The organism is Enterocloster clostridioformis, from assembly GCF_020297485.1.
Taxonomy (GTDB): domain Bacteria; phylum Bacillota; class Clostridia; order Lachnospirales; family Lachnospiraceae; genus Enterocloster; species Enterocloster clostridioformis.
On record NZ_JAIWZC010000001.1, the window covers coordinates 1690309 to 1714747 of the forward strand.

Below are 24439 nucleotides of genomic sequence, written 5' to 3' on the forward strand. Positions count from 1 at the left end.
GGTACTCTCTTACCTGCAGAAAGCTCTGAAAAAACAAAACCCTGTACCAGAAGTGGATAAAATCTGCCTTATCAAGCGGGAAGGTGATTTCGTCTATAAAGGTTACAGTACAGCCTCTCGCCGACTGATCAAGGAGAACCAGCGTATACCTGTACCGATCTATCAGGCAGTTTATAAAAATGCCCTGAAGGATTATCCTGGCTATGAAAAACTGCTTTGCCGAAAACGGGCGGAATACGAAAGGCAGAATCAGGCTTTTGAAGAGATGGACGAAGATCCGGGGATTGCAGGCTGGCTGGAAGACTTTTCTCTGTGGGATTCCTCCCTCATGGAACAGATCCGGCTGAATGAGATCCAGAGACATGACATCAATCTCACCCTCCAGAAGCGGTATGCGCTCCTGCAATGGGAACAAGGAAGCGGCAAAACACTGGCCGGCATTGCAACGGGATTGTACCGGATGCAGAATCAAAATATACACAGCACCTGGGTAGTATCTTCGGCTATCTCCATCCGGAATAACTGGAATGTGGTGCTGGCAAACTATGACTTGCCCTGTATCCTAATCCGGCGGCTTGCCGATCTGGAACGCATACAGCCCGGATATTTTGTCCTTATTACATTGAACAAAGTAAGTTCTTATAAAAAACATCTAAAAAAATATGTCAAACGATTAAACCAGAATATCCAGCTCATACTGGACGAAAGCGATGAGATCTCCAATCCCGGAAGTGCCCGGTGTCAGGCGGTACTTTCCTGTTTCCGCCGATGTCGGATGAAACTGCTTACCACAGGAACCAGCACCAGGAATAACATTTCGGAATTTGCACCACAACTGGAACTGCTCTACAACAATTCCGTCAACATGATCTCCTGGAATCAGTATGTTTATCATCACAGCAAAGACAACGCTTCAGACGGAGATCCTGACTGGGACCTTAATCCCTATTTAGGCAAGCCAATCCCTGCCTATAAAAAAGGATATGCTCTGTTTGCCGCTTCCCACCTTCCGGAAAAGATAACGGTATTCGGTATGGAAAAGCGCACTCAGGATATTTATAATGCAGACACCCTTAACAGCATTCTGGGGAAGACTGTAATCACGAGAACCTTTGAGGAGGTGTCCTGTAAGGACATCAAACAGATCCATCAGGTACTGCTGCGGTTTCCTCCCGAAGAAAAAGAGGTCTATCAAAAGGCAATCCACGAATTCCACCAGATGCGGAACAATTATTTCGCTTCCACTGGTAATTCAAGAAAAGATTCCATGATGCGCCTGGTACAGCAGATCATTCTTCTACTGCGTATTGGCGCTGCACCAGACACCGTACAAGAATATACCGGAGATACCCCCGTAAAAGTCATGACCGCTGTGGAAATGGCAGCTGCATGGAAAAATGAGATCGTGGCTATCGGAGTACGCCATAATGCAGTGCTGGAGTCTTATGAACGGGCACTGCAGGAATACCTGCCAGACCGCCCTTTGTTCGTAGTGACAGGTGCGAATACCAGCTTTGCTAAAAGGCGGGCACTTCGGCAGACGTTGAAAGACAGCGGAAACGGAATACTCTTATGTACCCAGCAGAGCCTGCCATCCAGTGTCAATTTTGAATATGTCAATAAAATCATTATCCCTGAATTACACTACAACAACTCCGGTATGAGCCAGTTTTATTTCCGGTTCATCCGGTATACCTCCACGGAACAAAAGGATATCTATTTTCTCACTTATGCAGGCAGTATTGAATCCAATCTGATGCAGATGGTTCTGGCAAAAGAAAAGCTGAACTTGTTTATGAAAGGTCAGGATGTGGATCTGGATGAAATTTATGACCGATTTAATGTGGACTACGATCTGCTGTCTCTCCTGATGCGTCAAGAGAAGGATGAGAACGGAATCCTCCATATCCACTGGGGTGAACAACAAATTGCATAAAAGGAAACAACGAGTGAGTTTTGAGAACAATCCGGTCAGCAACTCCTGCAGAGAATGACGGTTCACCCTGGAAAGAGAATTTTTGAAATGAATTTTATCTAATATGATTGGAGGATTTTATATGGAAAGCACTGTATTACGAAAAACTTTGGAAGGATATCTTGAACTTTTGAAAAAGAATCTGGAAGTAGTATCTGTCGAAGAGCTGAAGACCAAATACAAAAGGCCCTATGATGAGCTACGGCACAATATAAGCGCCGCGGCCACGGCCTATGTGAAACAAGTCACACTGGAAAATATTCGTATCCGTGCAGACTTTATGCAGGAAGCCCAGCCGCTGATTCAGTCAACTATTGATCAGTCTGGTATCCTGAAGCAAATCTCTGCTGCTGCTTTTAAAAGGCAGGATATAACGGAAATTGACAGACTGGCCTTTGATTTAAAAGAACAGATTCATCAGGCGCTCCTGCCTTTCTACGACAGGCATATCCGTCTGTATCTGGATGAGGCATGTTTTGAGAATCCGCCCAAAGCACCTAAATTTTATAATGAAGCAACCGGATGTATCTGGAGGAATGACACATGGACTCCCATGGACCTTGATAATAAAGCAGTCCTTCTTCCGGCACTGGATAAACCAAAAGCAGCTTAAGATTACAGAAAGGAAAGCAAAATGAATAAGAAAATTTTTGATTTGGAAAAATACGGAATCATACATAAAATTCAATTAAATGTCACTTCGTACCTGGAAGGCAACCTTGCCATTACGATGACCTCCTGGGAAGATGGAACACCGGAACCATGGAATATTCTGACAGTCAATCTGGATTCCATTCGGCCCCAAAACTGTGCATTTATTGATACCAATAACAATGGGAACGAAATTCTTGCATGGATTGTCCGACATGGCCTGGCAGTGCCTACCGGCACTTATGGATGCAGCGGTTTCTGCAAATATCCGGAATACCATTTCCGTTCGGACATCCTTCAGGAAATTGACCCGGATGGATATTCTTCTTACCTGCATAACTGGAAAGCGAGGTATGGAGAATGAAAATCGAATTGTACCCTAAAAGTATGTTAGAAAGACTCTGGAAAAAGGATAAAAAATGGTTTTCTGACGGTATTGGTCAGAAACCAATCTGCTTACGCTGTGGAAACCCTTTGGATGAGCAGTTAATGGTCAACTCTTTATGTCGCCACGCCAAAATTTATATTTGCCAGCAATGCGGAGCGGATGAAGCTATGCGTGATTATGCAAAAATAGTCATGCCCTTTGAGAGCTGGTATGGTGTGACCAGCAAACGAGTAGAAGAATTACCGAAAAGTGGAAGCCTGCCTCTTACTACGGTCTGCTCCTTTTTAGATATTTTTCCAAGCACAGTTGCTCCAGATAAAAGTAAAAGCGGAAGGCCGGACTGTGAGATTGCCTATTCGCGATCTGATTATGACGGCTACAGATGGTGGACCACCTGGTTTCACTGTCGGCAGGAGCCGATACCTGAGAACCTGAGCAAAGAGATTGACCAGTTTCAGAACGCCCTCTTTTGTATGCCAGAGTTTAAAACACTGGGAACGATGCAGAAACTGTGTATAATTGCAGCGCCGGTGGGCGATTCCGAATTTAATCTCTTTTCAGAAACAACACACCTTTATATCTGGCTCCGGATGCTCACACAGCCAAAGAATTATAACCTCTATGTACATTATTATCAGAAAGAGTTATCTTAGTTCATGATAGAAGTATCTGAAAAACGGTGTGGCTTATTGGCTATACTGTTTTTCATTGTGCGCCGCAAATAGGATGCATAAGAGAAAAGCGTCTGGCATATACCGCCTGACGCTTTCTTTGCTGTTATATAGAGATTTTCTTATCTGATACGTTACATCCTAAACTGGGCAATACATTTCAGCAGTATAATACAAAGTTCCTGATAAAGATCTTCATCAAACCTGCTGTTTACGATAGCGTTCTTTACCAAAAGTGGCTTATACATTTCCAGTAAAGCCACGGCTGCTGGTTCCTTTCCCTCCTTCGCCTGCAACAGTAATTCCTTAAAATTCATTTTTCATCACCTCGTATTTTCTTTTTAATCTTCTGTATCGCACGGTAGTAAACAGCTGCTACGCCTTTATAAGCCAGTCCCGTTTCCTCCGCAAGCATTTCAAAGCTTTTCCCGTCTAATGCCCTTTCAAGAAATATGTACCGTTCCCGCTCACTAAGTCCCTTTAGTGCCCGGAGAAGCGCACTGTCTTCCAACTGCATGAGAACAGGAAGTCCAAAAAGCATGTCCCGCTCTATGCCACATTCCGGCATAAATAGAAAATCTTCAGTCAGGCTTTCTATCTGCTGGCGTTTGTCTATCTGCTGTATATAATCATTTTTACGGCGTTTCACTGCAGTTGTCAGATATGCTGTAAACTGATTCTGTATAATATCTGTTTCACTTTTTCCGTTGTTCTTTTGCCACATGGCTTTTCCTCCTATAATTCCAGACTTTTGGCTACAAAAATCCGAAATCGTAGGAGATCGGCAGCGGGGATGTTCAAAATATACTTTTTCTGCTATCTTTTTAATCCTCCCTTTTACACCTTGAATTGTTCAAGATGCGAAAGGTGGTCCACGGATAGCAGTAAGAAACGCCTCCCGTATTGTCTTTTTCCATACAGCAGAAAAAGGATTATTATCCGGTGCATGACCAAAATAATCATCCTTTTTTCTCATTTTTACATTTATCTTTAAAAAGTAGCGTACTACACTACTATTATAGGTATAATTATCCCCATAAGAAGATATGATTTTTTTAACGAAATTCTTTCGCCGGCATCTGGTTTATACCTGTTTTTCAATAGGACCATGCACCTTTCCCATGGTCACAAAAAAGCACCCAAATAGATCTCTGATGAACCATGTTTTTTTTATTCACCAGAAATATGGATGCTTGGTAGTTTTATACGCTACTATATAGTGATGTCTATACCATTTTTACTTTTAAAAGGTATGCTATTACACTACTAACAAGGAGGTGACGACAATGTCTCTATCAATCAAGGATGCCCAGATTTTTAAAAATGCACTAAAAGCAGCAAGGGCAAAAAAACGTCTGACACAGGCTACATGCGCAGAACTCCTTGGCCATTCCCTTTCCTTCCAGAAAGATTTGGAGCGCTGCCGCTGTTCCCCCAGTATTGAAGGTTTTTACCATATCTGCAGGACACTAAATATCTCCGCAGATGACTGTATCTTTTCCGACAGTCATAAAACAGGCTCTACATACCATGAGCTTTTGCGGCTCCTTTCCCAATGTGATGAGAAAGGACTGTCTGTACTGTTGGCCACTGCCTCTGCCCTGGTAATGGCAGACCGAAACACAGAATCAACAAATGAACTTTAAATGAATTTCATATGCTAAAAAGCAGAAAAAAAGCCCGCAGTACAGATGGTCTATCTGTACCGCTGGCTTTTCTTTTCTGCTCCGATCATAATTGTCACAGTCAGTTCCACAAACAGAAGATTATATAGGATAGTCACATATGGCATTTTACAGTTCTATTATGTGCCGCATTGTATATCGGATTATATCAGCTTTCGCTTTGTATATATTTTACTCCTTTCCCAAATCCATTCTCAGGCTTTGTTATAGATTTATTCTCATGACAATTTTACAATCGCCTACTATAGCTTAATAAGATTATATCCTCGTTGACCGATTCAAAGAAGAGGTCAAATTGATTTATAGTTTTCCTTTAATGGGCTCATCCAGTACCAAAAGTTTTGGTGAATGGCTGATGGCTCTCGCAATCGCCAGCCGCTGCCTCATTCATGGTCTTCATCCCCTTCTAATTCTTTCAGAATATTTCTTGCATACAGTGCAATAAAAAAGGAAACAACGCCTGTTCCAATCATAATGAAAGGCATTTCCCTGGAAATCTCTTCAAATAGCAGCCCATAAAGCAGCTGTCCGACTGGCTGGGCACACATGATAAACGCCATGATGCAGGCGATCACTTTGCCTGTCAGCCGCGCCGGCGTCTGTGTCTGCACAACCGCCAGCATCTGTATACTGAACATCGTAGAAAAGACCATTACCAATAGTCCTGTCCCGGAAAGAATCAGATACTTTAAAAACCGGAATTGTTCTGCAAGCAGCATCCCCACTCCCATCACGCAGGCGGAAAACACACACAACAGAAGAAACAACCAGGCTTTTCCAGGTCTGAGTTTTTTTGCAAAAAGCACGGTAAACAGCCCACCGATCATCCCTCCTACCGCCAGCAGTCCCTGCGTAACGCCCAGCAGCTGGTCTGCCATAGAAAGTCTTTCCACGATTATGACTGGGATGCCAATCGTTATCATGGATGATAAAAAAAGGTTCAACCCTGCTATGACAAAACAAATACGGATGAATACAGGCTTTTTCTTCCTCAAAAACCGTATGCTTTCTCTCATATCCTCTCTTACAACACAGAGTATCTTTTTTTCTTCCGGCTGTTTGCAGAAAGGGATTACAATAAAAATTTCCATTGTAGCAGACAGAATAAAGCACAGAATACTGACCCGGAGGATACTCCCAATCCCCCAAAAGCCATACAGCATGCCTCCAATTATCGGCCCAGTAAAATTCGCCAGGAAACCAATCTGGTTTACGATAGCACCTGCAGACAATATCCGGTCCTTTGGCACAAGCGCCGGTATGCTGGCCTGGACGGCAGGCTGGTATGTACCGGAAATGCCATACAGCAACATGAGTGTGACAATAAACAGCAGAATCACCGGAACCGTGCCAACGAGAAAATAAAATACTGTGATTATAAAGGCAGTCAAAAAATCCAGCCCAACCATAATATTGCGTTTATTCACCCGGTCAGCCAGCACACCTCCCAAAAGCGACAGCAGAATCATCGGCAGCAACGCACAAGCCGTCACTGTACCAAACAGGGCAGATGACCCCGTTTCTTTCAATAAATAAAGTGGCAGAGCAAAACGCAGGATTGCATTACCAAAAAGGGAGATAATCTGCCCCACAACAACCAGCGTAAAGTCTCTGCCGTAGCATGTTTTTCTATGATCCATTACAGCCACCTCCTTTCTCCATACAGAGTAAGGCAGGTGGGAACCCCCAAGTCAATAGGGGGTTTTTAAAAACTTATCAGTTTCTTATTTCAAAGGAACCCATACCTCATAAAAATGCTTGTCCGCCTTCTCATTCAGCATGACCAGACGGACAAAAATATAGACCATTCCTCGGAAGGTTGCCTGCTGCCATAGCGCCCATTCATGGCAGGAACGGAACATTTTTTCAGGAATGGACGGGTCATTATTATCCGCCAGCAGCGTAGTATAGAGACATTTCCCATGCTCCAGAAACATTCCCCGCCCCGTGTTATCCGCTTTTTCAGCAGGTGTTACCACATACATTTCAGATCCTTTATATCCAGAATCATCAAAGGTAATCGCCCTGACCACGTTGGAAAGAATATCCTCCTTCTCTGGATCAAGATAGCACAGTACCTTTTTCTGGTATTCCTCAAAAGAACCTACTTCCGGAAACGCTCCCCTGACATAATAGGGTTTCAGCTCCCTGACCTCAAACTTTCCCTCTCCATAAACAGCCTCCCGGCAGAACCCCCTTGTTTCTTTCAGCTGTTCCTGCATTTCCTGGAGCCGTTCAATCTGCTGTTGCAGACAGTCAAGCTGTTGTTTAAAAATTCGATCATATCTTTCGGCTCCAGACTCCTTTAACAGTTCTTTCATTTCTACAGGAGAAAAACCTCGTTTTTTATAAAAGTCTATGGACATCAAGCGGGACATGTCATACAGATCAAATTCACGGTACTGGCTCCCTTGACTTCTTTTGGGGCTGAGCAGGCCAATTTCCTCATAATAGCGCAGGGCCTCCCTGGTAAACCCCAAATGCCGAAAAACATCTTTTGTATGGTAGACTGCAGACGCAGAACCCAATCTCCCGTCATCCGCTGTAAAGAGGTCCTCATTGCCCTTTTCAATCCTGTCATCCTTTGTTTTAACAATCTTTTTAAAATGGCGTTTATCCATAGGCTTCTCAGCAGAAACGGGCACCAGCCAGCTCTTTCCTTTCTTTACGGCACCCTTAATTCGTCCTTTTTCACAATAGTAGGCAATCATACGGCTTGATACATTCCACTTTTTTGCTGTTTCCACAGCGGTCAGATAATCCATCGCCCTGCCTCCACTTTAGTATATTTCAGATATCTGAAATATAACCTTGTTTTTTGTTTCTGTCAATGCCTTATAAAATTCCATGTTTTCTTATATTCACAGACTTCTATATCTTTTCATCTGCTTGTAATTTCCTGATTGGAAAGAACATATAAGTTTTCCCTGTCTGCGGACAAGTAAAATCATGAACCGCTCCTGCTAATGAGATTCCACTATCTTTTAGATATGTTATTGTCTTTGAAAAGATATCTTCCTCATCGCATTCCACATAAATGTACTCATACGCAGGAACGATCCACTTTGTCCATCCAGCCGGAGCTTCTGCACCTTCGTTACATTCCACCCCCGCAAGGTAAAGTCCTTTATTAAAGTCTTCCCACGGGTGAAACGAGCGGGAAAAATCGGACATGGCCCCCCATATTCCGCTTATGTTTCCATCTGCATCTTTCTTTGCCAAATGCTGAATTTCCTCAAAATGAGAATTTGCATCATTCCATAGATTCTGGATAAACCTTTCTCCGTCTAGGGATGATCCTTCCTTTCCGATTACAACAAAGGAATCTTTTTTGCATCTTTCTAATTTCATCTAATCTTCTCCTAAATATACATTATCTGCATTTTTAAATTCGTGTTTCTAATGCTCTATTCTCCAAACTATTCGTCAAAGTGGCTCATGCCTAATAGTTTACATGATTACATCAAAGTCAACATATGGAAGAATTTACTTAAAAAAGAATATCGTACCGCGTTCCATGGGAAAATAGTACACCATCTTTTAATCTTACACAAAGTATGCAGGTATTTTCATCATCAAAATTATTGTGACCGTTATCGATCCATTCACGGAATACGTTTTTCAATTTTTCTGCGATAATCCTATTATCTTCTTTGCAAAACCAGCCCAGGTTTAAACCTATCCCATAAGCAGTAAACCATTCCCCGCATAATCCAACATTGGGATTTTCTGCTATTTGTTTCATCTTGTTGGATTGTGCATGTGTAATGATATAAAATGCCCCATTTTCATAATACGCATTGACCGCCCGGACATTAGGAATATCATCCGCAGTCGTAGCAAGAGCAATCAATGTATCATGCCCAAATCTTTCGTCCATTAATCTTTTTGCTTCTTCCGAAATTTTCTTTTTCATAAATATCCTCCTAAATTGCGCTTTCACTATGCAATAATTTAATCAAATCTTCCATGGAAACATCCATTTTTACGGACACTTCTTCCATAGTCATTCCTATATCAAGAAAACGCCTGATAACCATTTTCATACTTTCTCCAACCTCTACAATATGTGCGTCCAAGTCATAAAACCGTATTACACGCTGGCCCCAACTATGCTCAATGACTCTTCCCAGATATTCGATATTGGAATATTCCTCCAGTTTCTTCAAAAAATCATCAAAATTTCGTTCCTCAAAAACAACTTCTGCATTATTGGATTTCCTTAAAATTTTTTCTTTCGGCAAATTTACAAGCCAGTCAAAATCCTGCTGTAGCGCAAGTCCACAGGTAAACATAATGTTCTTTCCATAGTCCTGATATACTTCTAATCCAAATAAATCCATATAAAACTTTTTTGCACTATAAATATCTGCCACCGATATGACGGTACCTATATACTTCATACAAATCCTCTTTTCTTTACCTTACATTGGAAAATACCCTACTTAAAATACTCACTTTTTCTTATGTAATTTCAAACTAATCTTATTCTTAGCTGCCACATCCTGTAGCAGTTTCGTCACAAAAGCACTCTTTTCTTTAGGTGGAAGCATCTCTATACCGGATTTATTCCTGGTTTGCTCAAGCACTTTTTGCAATTCCTGCAGTTCTAAAAGATTAACCGCAACACAAAAGAAATTCTTCTTGCGACCGTCACTATACTCATTTAGGAAAGTATTTAGTATTCTTACTTTCTCCGTCTGTTCCGCATTGTATGCTTCTAATCCGTACTGCCTGGCCTTTTCAAAGTCTGTCCTTCGACTTTGGTGTGTAATAAAAGAATCATAGTCATCAAAATGCTCATATTTTCCGCATGGATAATCCCTACATTGAAAACAATACTCTATATTCTTTTGCTCCATGCTGCACCTGGCAAGTTTGCAGGATTGATTGCCATTTCCACACCCACCACAGTAATTACCTAAAAGCATGGGACATAAACCACAATTTAATCCGCAGAGAGATAATAACTGATTTTCGCGCTTAAACCCTTTCACTATATCTCCTTCACAATTTTCCACTTATTTCCTGAACAAGTTCGTGGTAACTTGTCGGTCTAATTCCAGTTGAGAATATCCAATAATTTTTATACATTCTATACAAGCTATTGTCAACACTCGACCTATTCCATGCCCCAAAAGTTCTTATCAATCATCTCATAATAATGCCTTTTCCAAATCTTAAACATATAATACCTGCTGCTTTTTCAAAAAAACCGGTATCTTTGTATCCGTTTTTCTTCTGGCAACTCGTTCCCTTTTAATTTATCTATCGCCGCATTCCCTGTATTTCATTTTTCAGCTCTCTCCGTTTTCCATTGCAATCAAAGACTTTTTTTAACTTAATCTCTGTCGGGATCACCGCACCTGCCAGCAGCAAAGACTGGACAGCACACAAGATACCCCCTACTCTTCCTATTATATTAACGCTCTTTCCAATCACAAAGAGTAACGAAACTACCGACACTGGAATCATATAAATACCACAGATATACCATATCCTTCCACAATACTTGTGTGCAAATGCCCAGGTATCTTTATTTATCAGGGACATATAACTCCTGTAACCAAATGCATGATTTATTTTCTGTGGTACTTTATGCATAAACATCCAGCCAAAACCGATCATGGTAATCGGAATAAGAATATCCATAGCCAGCATGAATAACCAAAATCCCATAAAATGTTCCTTTCCTAATACTGTATTTTTAAAATATGGATATACACCAAATCCATTATCTTTTTATTATCGCCTTGTTGACCGATTCTGAGAAGACCTTAGACTGACAAATGATTACTTTTGCTTTCAAACCCTTTCACGACCCCTTCTACAAGCTCTATAGCAATCCTTTCCTGATATTCTTCTGTCATCAGGTTCGTTCTTTCGTTATAATTGGAAAGATACCCCACTTCCACCAGAACAGCAGGGATACTCGTATTTTTCAGGACATAATAATCTGCAGGCTTTGCATTACGGGATACGATATTCCCACGTTCCTCTATTTCCGTGATGATCTTCTCCGCATAATCTCTTCCCTCACTGGCTCCTTTGCAGTAATAGCACTCCAGACCGCTGATAGAACTATCCTTTTCGTAATAGTTGCAATGGACACTCAGAAACAGATCTGCACCCGCTTCTTCTGCTGCCCGTACCCGATCTTCCAGTGACATAAAAACATCTCTGTCCCTTGTAAGTGCTACACGGATACTTTTATTTTCCAATAGCTCTTTCATTTCCAGCACAATCGCAAGATTGATATCCTTCTCGACTGCTGCCTGTTTCTCTGTTCCTCCGTCTGTACCGCCATGGCCGGCATCCAGCATTATTTTGTATCTGGTGTCCTCCTTAATTTCCCCGATAGTCTCGGTCTCTTCTTCTACGTGGGAAACAGTTCCCTTGTCTGATTCTGCTTTTCTGTCGGTATCTTTATCCCCTCGAAAAAAATCTTTAATATACAGACAGCCGCATATCATCAGCAAAACCATGACTGCCAAAATAACCGCTACGATTCCTCTTACCATATAGGCAATCATAATTCTTCTGCGTCTGGCAACTCTCTTTTTCTGCCGCCTTGGTCTTTCATCCCGCCAGGCCACCTGCCTTCTCTTTTGCTCCATATCCCCTCCTGTTTGTCAGACTGCCCTAAGACCATTTTCTTTAGAAAAAAGAAAATCCCCCTTCTGACAAGGACCTTTGTCCTTATCAAAAGAGGGGCCTATTTTCCTTACTGCAGTTTTATCAGACATTTACGCCACTTTGATGATACAAATCTGAGTTGCTTTCAATCCTCCGCCTGATGATGTCCCCCATACCTGCACTTGTACCCCAGAAGACAGGGAAGCAGATGTTGCTGCCAATAGCTCCGATCTCGCCCCTCCGTCATAGATAGTTCTAATTGCAAACAGGGTATTTTCATCATATGTAACCATAATCTTGTTGTATGATGAATCATCGCCACTGCCGGCTGACACATAAATATCTCCACCATTATCCGATTTTTGCTTAACGGCCTCCACGACCGTAAACTGTCCGGCCTGAACATCCTTTGCATCACCTTCCAGATTGGGAGTACTGTCCACCCATTCGCTGGATGCACTTTGTAATGTCGGCTGGTTTTCCTGAACACTTTCTGTGCCAGATATATTTTCCGTATTTTTCGGCTCCTCCGTGGATGGAGAACCTCCTGCTGCTGATTTATTTTCCTGGGCGCCTTCTGTATCGGCCGTATTTTCATCATTCCCTTGTTTCGCAGAAGATCCGGCTTCTTCCTTATCAGCCTCTGTATCTGTTTCCTCATTTTCCATATCCTGTTCTGTGACAGGTGTTTCTTTCTCAGCATCTTCTTCTGTATCCAGCGGCTGCACCTCCGGGGCAATTACTTCTATAGGCTCATACTTTTTGCTGCCGCAGGCGCATACCATAAGGCTCACAGCACACAGTATACCAGTTAATAAAACTAATTTTTGTTTTTTCATTCTGTTCTCCTCTCTGCTACATAGCTTTTATCAGCAGGCATTTGTGTTTTTCTGCCGATTTTAGTTGATTGTACCAAAACAGTCTCTAAAACACCTCTAAAACACCTTAAGAAAGTCTGAAGTTTACTTATACTCTCATTACTGTACTGAAAGGCATATCTCACATATTAACGAATAAAACGGAATACCCTCTTCTGACAAGGTTTTTGTTCTTATCAAAAGAGGGTATTCTTTTATTCCTGCTACCCTGACAAGCCGACTATACCGGTTCTACAATAGCCAGGGTAACCTCTATTCCACTAATATAATCCAGATCTGCGTTGCCTTCAACCCATCGTCTGACGGAACTCCCCACACTCTTATAGTCTGTCCTTCCGCCAGAGAATCCGCCGTTGCCTCTGACATGTCATAGCTGGCACCTCCATTCCTGATGGTCTGTATCGCAATGATAGTATCCTCATCATATGTAACTGTAACTTTATTAAAATCCGAGTCATCACCACTGCCCGGTGCTACCATGATATCTCCGCCATCGTCTGATTTTTCTATCACAGCCTCTACAACCGTGAGCTGTCCATCCCGTATCTCCTTAATGCTTCCTTCCAGGTTTGGATCGCTCTCTTCCCATTTGCCAGGCATGCTGTCGGTTTCTGCAATCGGTTTCTGATCAGCTGCATCTTCCTTCGGAACTGCGTCTTCAAGTTCCGCTTGCTGATCAGATGGAGCCGTAACAACGGCATCTGACGATTCGTCCTCTGTGCTTCCGCAGGCACATACTGTAATACTTATGGCACATAATATCCCTGCCATAAGAATCAACTTTTTTGCTCTCTTTTTCATGTTGCTCTCCTCTCTTTTTATAAAGATAATATCAGCAGTTTGTTTAATTTTTCTGCTAATTCTTAGTAAATTTTACCATTCCTATCTCTAAAAAGCCTCTAAGACACCTTAAATAAGTCTGAAGTTTAAGATTTCATGTAAACATACAGGCATTTTAAACCAGATAATCAGTATTCAATAAAACAGCCTCTCATGATAAGGGTTTTATCCTTATCAAAAGAGGCTGCTTATTTCTACTCCACTGTCTTCATCAGATATTTATTCTACCTTTATGATGCAGATATGAGTTGCTTTCAGTCCATTATCCGATGGAGTTCCCCATACTGCTACTGTCTGCCCGGAGTCCAAGGTAGCAGATGTCGCTGCAGAAAGCTCTGATCTTGCTCCGCCGTCATAGATTGTTTTTACCATAAACAGGGTATTTTCATCATAGGTAACAGAAATCTTATTGTATGCGGAATCATCGCCGCTGCCGGCTGATACATAGATATCCCCACCGTTATCCGACTTCTGCTTAACAGCCTCCACCACTGTAAACGAACCATCCTGGACATCCTTTGTACTTCCTTCCAGGTTCGGGATGCTGTCTGCCCATTCGCCGGCTGTGTTGACTGTGGTCGTCTGGTCTACAGGAGCCGCCACAGATACATTTGCAGGCATTTCCTTTGCATATCCATACCCACATACTGAAACGCTCATGGCACACACCATTCCTGACATTAAAATCAACTTTCTTGCTCTCTTTTTCATTTAGTTCTCCTTTCAGCTTTTAAAAATATAGGCGTTTGCGAAACGCCAGAACCCATATAAATACGGGATTCTTTTTCTTACAAAATAAAACAACTCCTCACTGGTTTATGGTAAAATAGAATTGTCCAGAAACTATCTACCAATCCACCAAGAAAGGAGTTGTACCTATATGATAACATACAAACAGCTTTCTTTGGCAGATATTTTTACCGATTGCCAAAATAAATTTGATAACGATAAATATGAGTTCCTTTCTTTGCTTGATGAAACCATCAACCTCGATGAAATTGTCCCGACGTCTTTTGTTTCCCATTTCCACGCCGCCACCGGCAGACCTAGAAAGCACCTTCTTTATCCAATGCTCAAGGCTCTGTTATTACAGCTTATTTTCTCGATTCCTACTACTTCCCTCCTGATTGTATTTTTGAAATACTCTCAGGAATTACGGGATTTCTGTGGCTTTGATGTTGTTCCTGACGCGTCTAAATTCACACGCTTCAAACAGGATTTCTTATTGGACTTACAATCGATGTTTGACAGGCTGGTTGACCTGACCGAACCGATATGCCAACGGATTGATAAGGAAAAAGCATCTATGCTTCTCTTTGATACCTCCGGTATTGAAGCATGGGTAACAGAAAATAATCCCAAATACGCCAACCGTATCATCAAACAGCTAAAATCTTTAAAAAAAGCGAACGGGCTGGATGATTCCTTTGACCCTTATAAAGCCGCCTATGGTTCCATGCCGCCTCATGCTGCCGCTAATCCTGCGATTCAGCAGATGTACATTAACGGGCATTTCTGTTATGCCTTTAAATTCGGCATCGTTACAAACGGGCTGGGTATCGTCAGACATATTTCCTTTTACAACAAAGATTTTCTCGTATCCCATCCTGAGATCATCGTGGAAAAGAAATCTGACTCTCCGGATGAGGACAAAAGCCTTGCAGATTCCAAAGCGCTAATCCCGACTCTGAAGGATTTCTTCCGGAAACATCCGCTTATCAACCCCAAAACGTTTCTGGGGGATGCCGCTTTCGATTCCATCGAGATTTATAAATACCTACTGCAGGAAACATCCTTTGAAAAAGCGTATATTCCCCTGAAAAACAAACTCAAAATCGAAGGAGTCGATTACACCGTAAATGCTGATGGCATTCCCTGTTGCCCGCATGATGCTTCACTCCCAATGAAACGGGAAGGAAGTAAATCTCATTTGCGCTGTGGTCTTCCAACCATGAAATTTGTCTGTCCCAAAATGAAATGGGAACGAGACAACATTACAAAGAAAACCAAACGCGTATGCCATTGTGACAACCCGTGTACAGCATCTTCCTGCGGAAGAATGATCTACATCTATCCGGAACAGAACCTCCGTGCTTATCCAGGGACTATCCGCGGCACATCAGAATGGGACTCCACATATAAAATCCGGGTGAATGTAGAAAAATCCATTAACCACTTTAAGGACAGCTTTTGTGTTGCCGGGCGTAAAACACAGAATGAGAAAACACTCCATGCGGATTTGCTCCTTGCCGGAATTGCCCAGCTGATTACCGTAATGGTTGCGGATAAAATCCATAAACATCAATATATCCGCAGCTTGAAACCTTTGATCGCATAAGTATCCGTGGTTCATATTCCTTTACTGTCAGATACCCGTATCTGTTTTATTTTCGCACCCGAAAATCCTGTTTTTTACACACACCTCCCGAAAATCCGGCTATGCCAGATTTTTGTCTTGTTGGAATCAAGATTTCCTACTTGTTTCGCAATTACCTATTTAAAAATAGAATGATCCGCAGCGTATTTCCTCTCTGCTGATCTTAAATAAATTTTAGCAAACGCTTCTCTAAAAATCTTCTATGGAACCTTAAGAAATTAGAAAGTCTGAACCTTCAATCTTTTCATTTTTCTGAACAATATCCTCCTTCAGATATGCCATCTTCCATTGTTTTATCCTTTTTAGAAAATCTCTTTCCAAACAATCCGGGTCCAGTTTCCCCGATGAAAACATCTGCCAGTAGCAGCTAAGCAGATAGCCATTGATCTCTTCTAATAATAGCTGTGTATCGATGCCTGGCCGAAATGAATCCCTATCTGCCAGAAATGCGATATCATCCGTTCCGTTGCCGAATACAAACATATCGTTGTGCCGGAGTATCTCTTTTATCTCCTGGTTTTCTTCAAAAAGCGCCCTCAATGTAAATATGTATATGCTTGGAACCTCCCTCATAAATACACACATTGCTCTTACTCTCTGATATATAACATCAAAAAAGTCTGTAACTGGTATATGGCACTCCATGACTGCCTCATGGAACCGCCTGCATGCATGCTCCCAGAGATATAGATACAGTTCTTTTTTATTTATGAAGTAATGAAACAATAGGGATTTGGATACACCACCAGCATCTGCGAGCCTGGACATGGATGCATTTTTATAGCTGTTCTGTGAAAAGACTTCATATGCAGCGTTTACAATCTGCATCTGTCTTTCCTCTGGAAGTGCAAAAAATCTGTCATTCATCCGAATCCTCCTTCCTGCCCTGTATTTCATTTATTTGGTAAAAGCCAGAGCCTCTGATAGCCAGAGGCTCCCCCATATCAAATTGACAGTTTCGGAAGGTTTCTATCTTGTCGGCATCTGAAAGCCGACAAGTGCGCGGTTCAAAAAATCATTGAAGGGTTTCATGATCCGGAACAGCCTTACCGCCTCTGACAAAAAATTCTCCCCATCTGCAATCGTTTCATCCTTCACTGGATATTCCAGATACCAGCTTTTAAACTTCAAAAATTCTGCCTGCGGATGCTCCTGATCATATCCGGCCGGAACTTTTTTCAGTGCTGTTCCCTGTACGGCAAATTCTTTCTGAAACTCTGGCCCGCTGATAATTTTCTCCCATTCCTCACCATTTGCTGCAATATAATCCCGGATCATCAAAGTTGCGTCTTTAAACATATCCGCAAACAATCCGCCGCCAAGAAAGGACCCTCCGCCCGGTTTAATCATCAGATAATACCCAACCGGAACCGGCAGTTTCCCGTCCGGACCGATATGTGCCCGAAACGCCGGATTGTAAGGTGACTTATCATGACTGAACCGGGTATCCCTTGTCAGCTTAAAGGTCAGCTCCTTTGCATCCCTTGGATGGATTTGGCTGTCAAACTCCCCAATCCGGAAGATCAACGTTTCCACCAGTGCCTCAAACTGGGCATTTGCCTCTTTATACTCTGTCTTATGGGCATGATACCATTCCCGGTTATTATTTTGATTTAATTCTTTTAAGTAATTTAAAATAATCTGTGTATCCATATCGTTCCCCTTTCTAACCATTCCCGACAACGGAAAAGGAAGTTCCGCTTAAAAATTCCTCGATAAACTGTTTCAGGTTTTCCGGAGACTGGTAGGTCTTACAGAAAGAAAACTCCTGCGACAGATCATCGATCTCCTCCATGGCTTCTTTCACATCCAGCATCACCTGGGCAGGCACCGCTGTCTGGAAATAGAGCTGTGACGGGTGAATACGGTGGCTCTGAATAGCATAATTTACCCTGTTTTCACAGTGGCATTTCCCTTTTCCATATTCACCGCAGTATTCTGTCAGAAAATCCGCCATTTTTTTCCGCACCCTTGACAGACGCTGGCGGTATGCCTCCGGCGTGATCCCCAGAATATCCCCGGCAATCCGGCTGTCCACCTTAAACATGGTTCCCAGGATGAATATACATCTGCTCTCCGTATCCAAGCACTGGAGCATTACATTTGTACAAGACATCTTCAATTCTTCGGCAAGGATTGCTTTTTCCACATTCTGGGTCAGATCCGGTATGTCCTCTGTCTTTGCGTTTTGGATATCACTTCCATAAAATTCAAAGCTTAAGGGCACGTTGGCAAACATATGCTTTTTGTAGTCTTTCAAATGGTTGACCGCAATGCGGAATACCCAAGTAGAAAAAGAACTCTCTCCCTTAAAGGAGGATAGGTGTGTCATGACCTTCAAAAGGATATCCTGGGATGCGTCCTCTGCGTCCGGGAACGTTCCAAGCATACGCAGGGACAGGTTGAATACCAGATCTTGTATGCCGGTCATCACTGTTTCCAGAGATTGCTTGTCACCGGCAGTCGCTTTTTGGATCAGGTCCATCAGTTCTTCGTTGGTAAATGAGTTCATGGTTCCTCTTTTCTGAAGTGCAAATGGTATTTGTTACGGCGTGTGGACAGAAACCTTTTGATTCCCGCCGGTAAATTCTGCGGCACTTCTTAACAGAATTATTCCGTATATTTCATTAGACTGTTATCATTTTGCTGTGTGACAGGGAAATTTATTTTTCCATTGGCTTCGTTTTGTTCCAATATTTTGAATTTGTCCTTCCAGAAAACATTTACTCTATTATCATACCATTAACCGATTTGCGGAAGACTCTGGATATAGAAAAAACCGCAAAACATAGTCCACGGCTTTTCTATATTTCAAACTATTTACTTCTAAAAATATATATCTGACTATCTTGCTGTTCCTATCGTATTTCTTCAAATTCAACCTTTTCAGCCCACTTTAACCCTTCATTCTCTTTTAGAAGCCCCATATGATAGAGTGCCTGAATACAATCGGCATATCCCTGAATATAAGCTCTCCCTTCCTGGGCAGAGGATAAATCCTCCAGGCAATCTTTCATTTTTTCCACCTTATCCTGCTGCTCAGCGGATAAGGTTTCCAGAAACTTTTCCCATTCTGGTTCTGTCTGCTTCCAGACTGCAAGCGCCTCTTCATATTCCGAGGTCCGTACATAGCTTTTTCGGTTCATATTTTCCCGGTTCAGACTCCCCAGAAACTGAGCCATTTTCATCCATGCATCATTTAACATTTCCGTTTCTCCTTTTTATCGTATATTTTGTCTGTCCAATATTTCCTTCATATTTCTCTCTTTACTGCACATTATATATACCATAGAAGAGTTTTATCAACCATAATCGCTTAATAATTTGCTCCATAGCAGATAAAATCATAAAATCTAACATTATTTATGGAGGTAACTGAATGGACGAACTGTTAAAGCAAATTGGAAACCGGATATTAGGCCGTAGAAAACAACTTCGCATGACACAGGATGAGCTTGCTGAAAAAGCAGGTGTTACACCCCAGACAATTTCTTCTGCCGAACTTGGCAAAAAGGCTCTTCGTCCGGAGAACATTATACGGGTTTGCTCTGCACTGGATATCAGTACCGATTACCTGTTGCTCGGCATAATAAACACCAATGACCATTCCGTCCTGCTTTCCAAAATTTCAGTGTTATCTCCTATGCACTATCGTTATCTGGAAGATATCATTAACACCTTTATTGCGGCATTGGAAGGCCGGGGAGCACAAGGCAGGAAATGACACCTTCCACTTATTAACTATTCCGAAATGCCGACATAGTATCTGCTATCAATGCCAATGTAGCCTGATCCACTTCTTTCTGTGCATCTTCCACACCTCTTTTACTTTTTTGCCCGGCAGATATCTGTTTTTCCAACATTTCTGCCCCTGCATCTGCCAAACTGCTCTGATACGGATACTCATTTCCCTTCCGGTCAAGAATTTCCCTGATAATCTCTTCTATGGATTCTCTATAGATTGCCTGTGGAGAAAGGATATCCGGTGTTTCCCGGCAGTTTATATAATGAAGAACTGCATTAACAATAAACTGTGCCTTTCTATGAGGGCCTTGTTTTTCCAGCAGGCGTATCACTGTATCATGAGCTGGATCATTCTCATTAAATTTAATGCTGAACCGTTCCCGATTTCTTTTTCCGCTCATAGGCTCACCTGCCTATAGTTTCTGCTTTATAAAGAAATTCATACCCTTTTGCATTGGCGCTGATATCCTCTACAAATAACGGGGTTCCTACCTTTCGGGAAGCTTCTATCTGCCGGCGTAACAAAATTGCTCCACCTCCTACGAATACTACCATACCGGACATCAGATCCAGCATACGCTCCCGCAGGCTGTTTGCCAGATCATTTACAAAATCTTGTGCCAGTTTTTCTACCAGAGAAACAACCGCAGGAGAATAGGTACTTTCCCCACTTTTGAGGATACCATCAATATCTGCCTCTTCTAATAAAATATCAAATTCAGAGTTGGCTTTGGTCCGTATTCGGTTATACAGGAGGATCACACCATTTTCCAGAGAATCGCATACCGTCAGATCTGCCCGACCGGAACGCATCATCAGATAGTCTGCTGTAAATCCGCCGATATCAATAATAAGTACCCTTGGCTTTTCAATCAGCTTGTCCATCATAGTCACTGCTGCCGCAAATGCTTGTGGATAACAGCGAACATTTTCAATATAAATCGTATAAGACTTTCCACGATACCGAAACTTTTCAATACCACGGTTAGAAAAATACTGGATAAAAGACTGGTTCTGCGCTCCATAATGCGCCGGCGGCAGACCAACAGCAAGGCTGATACGCATAACTTCCTCTCCATATCCTTCCCCGGAAAGAATTTCTTCTGCGATTCCAAACAATGTAAGAATAAAAAAGCGGTCATCCTCTGTCTTATCTCTTTTATAAGGAATCCTCTGGTTTGACAGTGTATAAAACTTGTCCTGATATTCCAGGATGTCACTGCCGAAAGGTTTTGTGATACTTTCTGCCAGCCCGGATACAAAGGGCGGGCAATGGGGTGTTTTCATTTGTTTGTTGCCATGATCAATTGCAATTAACATAAGTTTTCCATCTCCTTTTTTCCTTTATACTTATCATATACGCATGGATTACGCATTTTTCAACAAACCAAGAAAAAATACAGGGCAGACAACATATCCTGCTGCCTTGCCCTGCATTCTGTCCTGTAAAACCTATCCTGTCTGTTCTGGTCAGGTATGTATTCCATAATACGCCTTCTCTATATTGTCCCGCCCATGAAGAATAATTCCTCCGCAAATTCCGGTTCCATAAGGCGTCTGTTCCCGGAAGAAAAAACTGTACGGCTCAAAATCATCGTATATTGTAATCTGCCTGCTGCCTTGCCCTGCAAAATGCCTCCAGAGAACCTTTCCCAACTTTTTCCGAAGAAGCTTTTCCTCCGTAACCGCCTTCAGGTTCCGTCTGCTCTGAAATGCTATTCTTGGCCTGGGCTTTTCATCCAAAGACAGAAGCTTTTTCTGCTCTCCATTATTTTTCCTGCTTTCCTCAACATACTCCTGAAATTTATCATAAGAAAGCAAAACCGTTTCTTCTCTTCCTAAAACCTTTCCTCCACCTGCATCACTCAGCCAGGTAAAATTTATGACCAGAATATCTGTCTCATCCATTGTTTTCCGTAGAGACAGTCTTGCAAAAGAATGGATATCAGATACAATCTTATATCCCTTTTCCTCCATCTCCTCTAATTCTTTGTCTGTTATCGTAAATCCTTGTGGAGAACGATATTCCTCTGATAATGTCCTTAGATAAACATAATCTTCAGATGCCGACAATTTTATCATGATTCTCTTGCTCATTTGATTTCCTCCTTTAAAGGCAGAAGAGAACTGTACAAGCTCTCTCCCATATATAAAATCCTATTATTTTACGATTCCTTCCCTATTCGTCAGCCATATGGGAAAACTGTACTATCCTAAGCCACCTCTTCTATAATGCGAAATGACATAATCAGATATTGCTTCGTATGCTCGCTGTCATTGCAATACGCACTGCAGATATCATTTTCAAACTCCCAAAAGGATGCTTTATTCCACCAAAGGACATTTCCCTTCCCATCGTTGGCAAGCGTTACTTCATTGTCTGGCTCATCTGGTATGATACTGTAAAATCCCTGGGTATTGGACTGAGTGATTCTGCGTTTCTGTCCGATATATTCTGGGCGGCAGTGAGAAATAATCTCAATGCTGCTTCCCTTCTTTAAAGACTTTTTTAACTGGTTTAAATTTTTGATCATATAGCTCTCCTTTTCTCATTGTTTTTAAAAAACGGATGCCCAAAAAGGACACCCGTTCTTTTTCTTATGCAGCCACAGCAAGTGCCGGGGCATGCAGGATCTTTTTTTCCCATATGTTCAGAAATCTCTGAACAGCTGGAGATGGCGGCTCGTTTTTATAACAACGTGCCTGGACCAGTCTTCCATTTTTAATCTCCACTGTACAGAGAGATTTCTCCTGTTCCCCGACTCTACGGACAAACAAGATCGTGCTTTCCCTTTTTACGACCTGCCTTACATAGCCTCCGACACAATGATGGAGATTTTGTCCTTCCTCCAGAATTTCCTTTGCCGTATGAGGAAGGAGCACAGCAAACCCATATTTCACAAAATGGTATTGCTGGTTCAACTCCTCAAACTGCTTCTGAATCTGCCTGTCATAAACCAGAGCCTGCTCTTTGTCAGAAATATCATTTACTTTATCATGGGCTTTCTTTAAGTCCGCCGGAAACAGGACAAAGCTGTTCTTCATATCCAGTTCCAGCCCTTCGCTCATGCACAGGTAATCCCGGTAATCTATCAAAACACTCTCCATACGGTAATACCCACCAATCTGATATAAGCTCTTTTTACAGAATTTTGCATACTGTTCATTTACATATTTCATCAGCTTATGAGGCGTCATATACTTTAGTGGAACAAGGAGATTTTCTGCTCTGCTGATGCCGAATTTTGCACACCACATCAACAGTTCCTCATTTAATTCCATTCTCGCATAAACCAGATCCCTCATCAACTTTATCTGTTCAAGTCCGGGATTGATTCTCTGGAGCATAGGGAGATAACTCTTATCAAACCCCAGTACTTCCTTTAGATTTTTTCCATTTGGATTAAATCCAGAATCCGAATTATAATAATAGTAGTTGCCAAATGCGATGTTTCCAGCCAAACGGTACAGCTTCAGCCTTACCAGATACTCCAGCATAGGATAGTGTTTATACGCTGCCAGATAGTCAAGGGCATAAAGCGGTTTCTGATCTGCCAGATAGAATTTCTTCAGCTGGGAATATTGCCACGGCGAATCGGCAAACACCTTTTCCAGATTTCTGTAATATAAAAATCCTGTCTGGTCAGCCTCAAAGTTATACCGCCAATAACTGAATACCGGACGGTCACCTGATCTCCATGGTGTAAGGCTATCGCGCTCTCCATAACCATAATAAAAGTGTTCTTCAGAAATTCTTCCATCTTCATCCCAGGAAAGAAAGGTTCTGGCATTTTCATAGATACTTTTATAAGGAATCTTTTCATCGCCATACTGATAGTAGATTTTAAGAAATCTGACAATAATCTCATTTGGAGAAATGCGCTGAAAAATCTGCAGCGTTTCCCGATCAATGATCATCCCGCGTTTTCCACGGCTCTTAAAAGTCACCGTTGCTTTACATACAGGACATACTCCTTTTTTATTATGCTTTACATTCGTTACCAGTATCTCCGCATTACATGCAGTACAGAACCCTTCCATACCTTTTTTCTTTCTGCTGTAAGTATAGAATACATAATGGGGAACCATCTCACGTTCTATTGTCCGGTTGATATTCCCTGGAAGAGCCGGAACCGACTTCATTCTCGCAAGAGTCTCTCTTTCTTTTTTCTTCCGACGCTCCTTCTTCCGTTTCTCCATAATGTCATACTGCATGCAGTACAGGCTTGTAAAACCCTTATTTCTTTTTTGTTTACAGAATCGGGTTACACGATCTTCATCACTAGCCGTATAAAAAGCACAATGCCTGCTGAAATCATAATCTCTTTGCAGATTGCAAAAAGCAGCTCTACTCCAGCTGGTGCTTCCGTCCTCTTTGCGGGATAAAGTAATATATTCTGTCCGGCTCTGGAACATAGTCCAGATGGGGAGAAAAATCCCATCTACAGCCTTTTCTCTTAAATAGATATACAATACCAGAATCCTCTGTCCCCCGATATTTTTTATCGCTGTCCTTACAATGTACTTCACCTTCTCTGCATGAAGCAGTCCATGATTTTGATTCATTTTCAGTCCTGGATCTGCAAATTTCCGA

Annotated in this window: 29 protein-coding genes and 1 pseudogene; 7 read left to right on the forward strand and 23 right to left on the reverse strand. The window is 42.0% G+C overall.

Annotation, left to right across the window (positions count from 1 at the left end):
- Positions 1 to 52 precede the first annotated feature (52 nt).
- The 4 genes from LA360_RS08380 to LA360_RS08395 all read left to right on the forward strand — a co-directional run bounded on the left by LA360_RS08380 (position 53) and on the right by LA360_RS08395 (position 3667).
- Positions 53 to 1936: an SNF2-related protein gene (locus tag LA360_RS08380; RefSeq protein ID WP_225537452.1), complete on the forward strand. Its 1884-nt coding sequence runs from the start codon at positions 53 to 55 to the stop codon at positions 1934 to 1936.
- Positions 1937 to 2057: 121 nt separating this feature from the next.
- Entirely contained in the window at positions 2058 to 2588 is a 531-nt protein-coding gene (locus LA360_RS08385; RefSeq protein ID WP_112481651.1) for a decarboxylase, read from the forward strand.
- Between the two features lie 21 nt (positions 2589 to 2609).
- On the forward strand, positions 2610 to 2990 hold the full coding sequence (locus LA360_RS08390; protein WP_112481650.1) for a DUF4313 domain-containing protein: 381 nt from the start codon (positions 2610 to 2612) through the stop codon (positions 2988 to 2990).
- Positions 2987 to 3667, forward strand: coding sequence for a hypothetical protein (locus LA360_RS08395; protein ID WP_174713909.1), 681 nt, complete (start codon positions 2987 to 2989; stop codon positions 3665 to 3667). The genes LA360_RS08390 and LA360_RS08395 overlap by 4 nt, the downstream gene beginning before the upstream one ends.
- A gap of 152 nt (positions 3668 to 3819) precedes the next feature.
- Here LA360_RS08395 and LA360_RS08400 read toward each other — a convergent pair whose 3' ends face one another.
- Together LA360_RS08400 and LA360_RS08405 are read right to left on the reverse strand one after the other, a co-directional pair.
- Positions 3820 to 4002, reverse strand: a complete 183-nt coding sequence (locus LA360_RS08400; RefSeq protein WP_112481649.1) for a helix-turn-helix domain-containing protein — start codon at positions 4000 to 4002, stop codon at positions 3820 to 3822.
- On the reverse strand, positions 3999 to 4409 hold the full coding sequence (locus LA360_RS08405) for a sigma-70 family RNA polymerase sigma factor (protein ID WP_112481648.1): 411 nt from the start codon (positions 4407 to 4409) through the stop codon (positions 3999 to 4001). The genes LA360_RS08400 and LA360_RS08405 overlap by 4 nt, the downstream gene beginning before the upstream one ends.
- A 562-nt stretch (positions 4410 to 4971) precedes the next feature.
- Here LA360_RS08405 and LA360_RS08410 point away from each other — a divergent pair.
- Entirely contained in the window at positions 4972 to 5331 is a 360-nt protein-coding gene (locus LA360_RS08410; RefSeq protein ID WP_112481646.1) for a helix-turn-helix domain-containing protein, read from the forward strand.
- 339 nt (positions 5332 to 5670) lie between these two features.
- Here the strand turns inward: LA360_RS08410 and LA360_RS31105 are convergent, their stop codons facing one another.
- The 12 genes from LA360_RS31105 to LA360_RS08470 all read right to left on the reverse strand — a co-directional run bounded on the left by LA360_RS31105 (position 5671) and on the right by LA360_RS08470 (position 14435).
- Positions 5671 to 5757 carry an ATP-binding cassette domain-containing protein gene (locus LA360_RS31105; RefSeq protein ID WP_334294058.1) on the reverse strand — a complete coding sequence of 29 codons (87 nt, stop codon included), beginning with the start codon at positions 5755 to 5757 and terminating at the stop codon, positions 5671 to 5673.
- Entirely contained in the window at positions 5754 to 7010 is a 1257-nt protein-coding gene (locus LA360_RS08420) for an MFS transporter (protein ID WP_112481645.1), read from the reverse strand. Before LA360_RS08420 ends, LA360_RS31105 begins: the two co-directional genes overlap by 4 nt.
- A gap of 84 nt (positions 7011 to 7094) precedes the next feature.
- Positions 7095 to 8135: a MerR family transcriptional regulator gene (locus LA360_RS08425; RefSeq protein ID WP_112481644.1), complete on the reverse strand. Its 1041-nt coding sequence runs from the start codon at positions 8133 to 8135 to the stop codon at positions 7095 to 7097.
- Between the two features lie 106 nt (positions 8136 to 8241).
- Positions 8242 to 8721: a GyrI-like domain-containing protein gene (locus tag LA360_RS08430; RefSeq protein ID WP_112481643.1), complete on the reverse strand. Its 480-nt coding sequence runs from the start codon at positions 8719 to 8721 to the stop codon at positions 8242 to 8244.
- Between the two features lie 139 nt (positions 8722 to 8860).
- On the reverse strand, positions 8861 to 9286 hold the full coding sequence (locus LA360_RS08435) for a pyridoxamine 5'-phosphate oxidase family protein (RefSeq protein ID WP_112481642.1): 426 nt from the start codon (positions 9284 to 9286) through the stop codon (positions 8861 to 8863).
- A 10-nt stretch (positions 9287 to 9296) separates the two neighbouring features.
- Positions 9297 to 9773 (reverse strand): VOC family protein, encoded by a 477-nt coding sequence (locus tag LA360_RS08440; RefSeq protein ID WP_112481641.1) that lies wholly within the window; start codon positions 9771 to 9773, stop codon positions 9297 to 9299.
- A 51-nt stretch (positions 9774 to 9824) separates the two neighbouring features.
- The gene (locus LA360_RS08445; RefSeq protein ID WP_112481640.1) at positions 9825 to 10367 is read right to left on the reverse strand and encodes a DUF3795 domain-containing protein; all 543 of its coding nucleotides are present in this window, start codon (positions 10365 to 10367) and stop codon (positions 9825 to 9827) included.
- 271 nt (positions 10368 to 10638) lie between these two features.
- Positions 10639 to 11049: an SdpI family protein gene (locus LA360_RS08450; RefSeq protein ID WP_112481639.1), complete on the reverse strand. Its 411-nt coding sequence runs from the start codon at positions 11047 to 11049 to the stop codon at positions 10639 to 10641.
- Positions 11050 to 11147: 98 nt separating this feature from the next.
- Positions 11148 to 11987 carry an N-acetylmuramoyl-L-alanine amidase family protein gene (locus tag LA360_RS08455; protein ID WP_112481638.1) on the reverse strand — a complete coding sequence of 280 codons (840 nt, stop codon included), beginning with the start codon at positions 11985 to 11987 and terminating at the stop codon, positions 11148 to 11150.
- A gap of 129 nt (positions 11988 to 12116) precedes the next feature.
- The gene (locus tag LA360_RS08460; protein WP_225537454.1) at positions 12117 to 12845 is read right to left on the reverse strand and encodes a hypothetical protein; all 729 of its coding nucleotides are present in this window, start codon (positions 12843 to 12845) and stop codon (positions 12117 to 12119) included.
- Between the two features lie 291 nt (positions 12846 to 13136).
- Positions 13137 to 13685, reverse strand: coding sequence for a hypothetical protein (locus LA360_RS08465; RefSeq protein ID WP_112481637.1), 549 nt, complete (start codon positions 13683 to 13685; stop codon positions 13137 to 13139).
- A gap of 258 nt (positions 13686 to 13943) precedes the next feature.
- Entirely contained in the window at positions 13944 to 14435 is a 492-nt protein-coding gene (locus LA360_RS08470) for a hypothetical protein (protein ID WP_112481636.1), read from the reverse strand.
- Positions 14436 to 14604: 169 nt separating this feature from the next.
- On the opposite strand from LA360_RS08470, the pseudogene LA360_RS08475 reads away from it, so the two are divergent.
- Positions 14605 to 15991 (forward strand): annotated as a pseudogene (locus LA360_RS08475) (transposase).
- 320 nt (positions 15992 to 16311) lie between these two features.
- On the opposite strand, the gene LA360_RS08480 reads toward LA360_RS08475, so the two are convergent.
- The 4 genes from LA360_RS08480 to LA360_RS08495 all read right to left on the reverse strand — a co-directional run bounded on the left by LA360_RS08480 (position 16312) and on the right by LA360_RS08495 (position 19307).
- Positions 16312 to 16968 (reverse strand): TetR/AcrR family transcriptional regulator, encoded by a 657-nt coding sequence (locus tag LA360_RS08480; protein ID WP_160116318.1) that lies wholly within the window; start codon positions 16966 to 16968, stop codon positions 16312 to 16314.
- Between the two features lie 102 nt (positions 16969 to 17070).
- Positions 17071 to 17754 carry a DUF2461 domain-containing protein gene (locus LA360_RS08485; RefSeq protein WP_112481633.1) on the reverse strand — a complete coding sequence of 228 codons (684 nt, stop codon included), beginning with the start codon at positions 17752 to 17754 and terminating at the stop codon, positions 17071 to 17073.
- 13 nt (positions 17755 to 17767) lie between these two features.
- Positions 17768 to 18613: an RNA polymerase sigma factor gene (locus LA360_RS08490; protein WP_112481632.1), complete on the reverse strand. Its 846-nt coding sequence runs from the start codon at positions 18611 to 18613 to the stop codon at positions 17768 to 17770.
- Between the two features lie 346 nt (positions 18614 to 18959).
- Positions 18960 to 19307 (reverse strand): DUF6809 family protein, encoded by a 348-nt coding sequence (locus tag LA360_RS08495; RefSeq protein ID WP_112481631.1) that lies wholly within the window; start codon positions 19305 to 19307, stop codon positions 18960 to 18962.
- A gap of 173 nt (positions 19308 to 19480) precedes the next feature.
- Between LA360_RS08495 and LA360_RS08500 the strand changes: the two genes are divergently transcribed.
- Positions 19481 to 19825, forward strand: coding sequence for a helix-turn-helix domain-containing protein (locus LA360_RS08500; protein ID WP_112481630.1), 345 nt, complete (start codon positions 19481 to 19483; stop codon positions 19823 to 19825).
- A 13-nt stretch (positions 19826 to 19838) separates the two neighbouring features.
- Here LA360_RS08500 and LA360_RS08505 read toward each other — a convergent pair whose 3' ends face one another.
- From LA360_RS08505 to LA360_RS08525, 5 genes are all read right to left on the reverse strand, one after another.
- Positions 19839 to 20246: a hypothetical protein gene (locus tag LA360_RS08505; RefSeq protein ID WP_112481629.1), complete on the reverse strand. Its 408-nt coding sequence runs from the start codon at positions 20244 to 20246 to the stop codon at positions 19839 to 19841.
- A gap of 4 nt (positions 20247 to 20250) precedes the next feature.
- Positions 20251 to 21165 (reverse strand): ParM/StbA family protein, encoded by a 915-nt coding sequence (locus LA360_RS08510; RefSeq protein ID WP_112481628.1) that lies wholly within the window; start codon positions 21163 to 21165, stop codon positions 20251 to 20253.
- Positions 21166 to 21315: 150 nt separating this feature from the next.
- Entirely contained in the window at positions 21316 to 21942 is a 627-nt protein-coding gene (locus tag LA360_RS08515; RefSeq protein WP_112481627.1) for a DUF4120 family protein, read from the reverse strand.
- Positions 21943 to 22058: 116 nt separating this feature from the next.
- Positions 22059 to 22379, reverse strand: coding sequence for a hypothetical protein (locus LA360_RS08520; RefSeq protein ID WP_112481626.1), 321 nt, complete (start codon positions 22377 to 22379; stop codon positions 22059 to 22061).
- A gap of 64 nt (positions 22380 to 22443) precedes the next feature.
- Positions 22444 to 24045: a PcfJ domain-containing protein gene (locus LA360_RS08525; protein ID WP_225537456.1), complete on the reverse strand. Its 1602-nt coding sequence runs from the start codon at positions 24043 to 24045 to the stop codon at positions 22444 to 22446.
- Positions 24046 to 24439 lie beyond the last annotated feature (394 nt).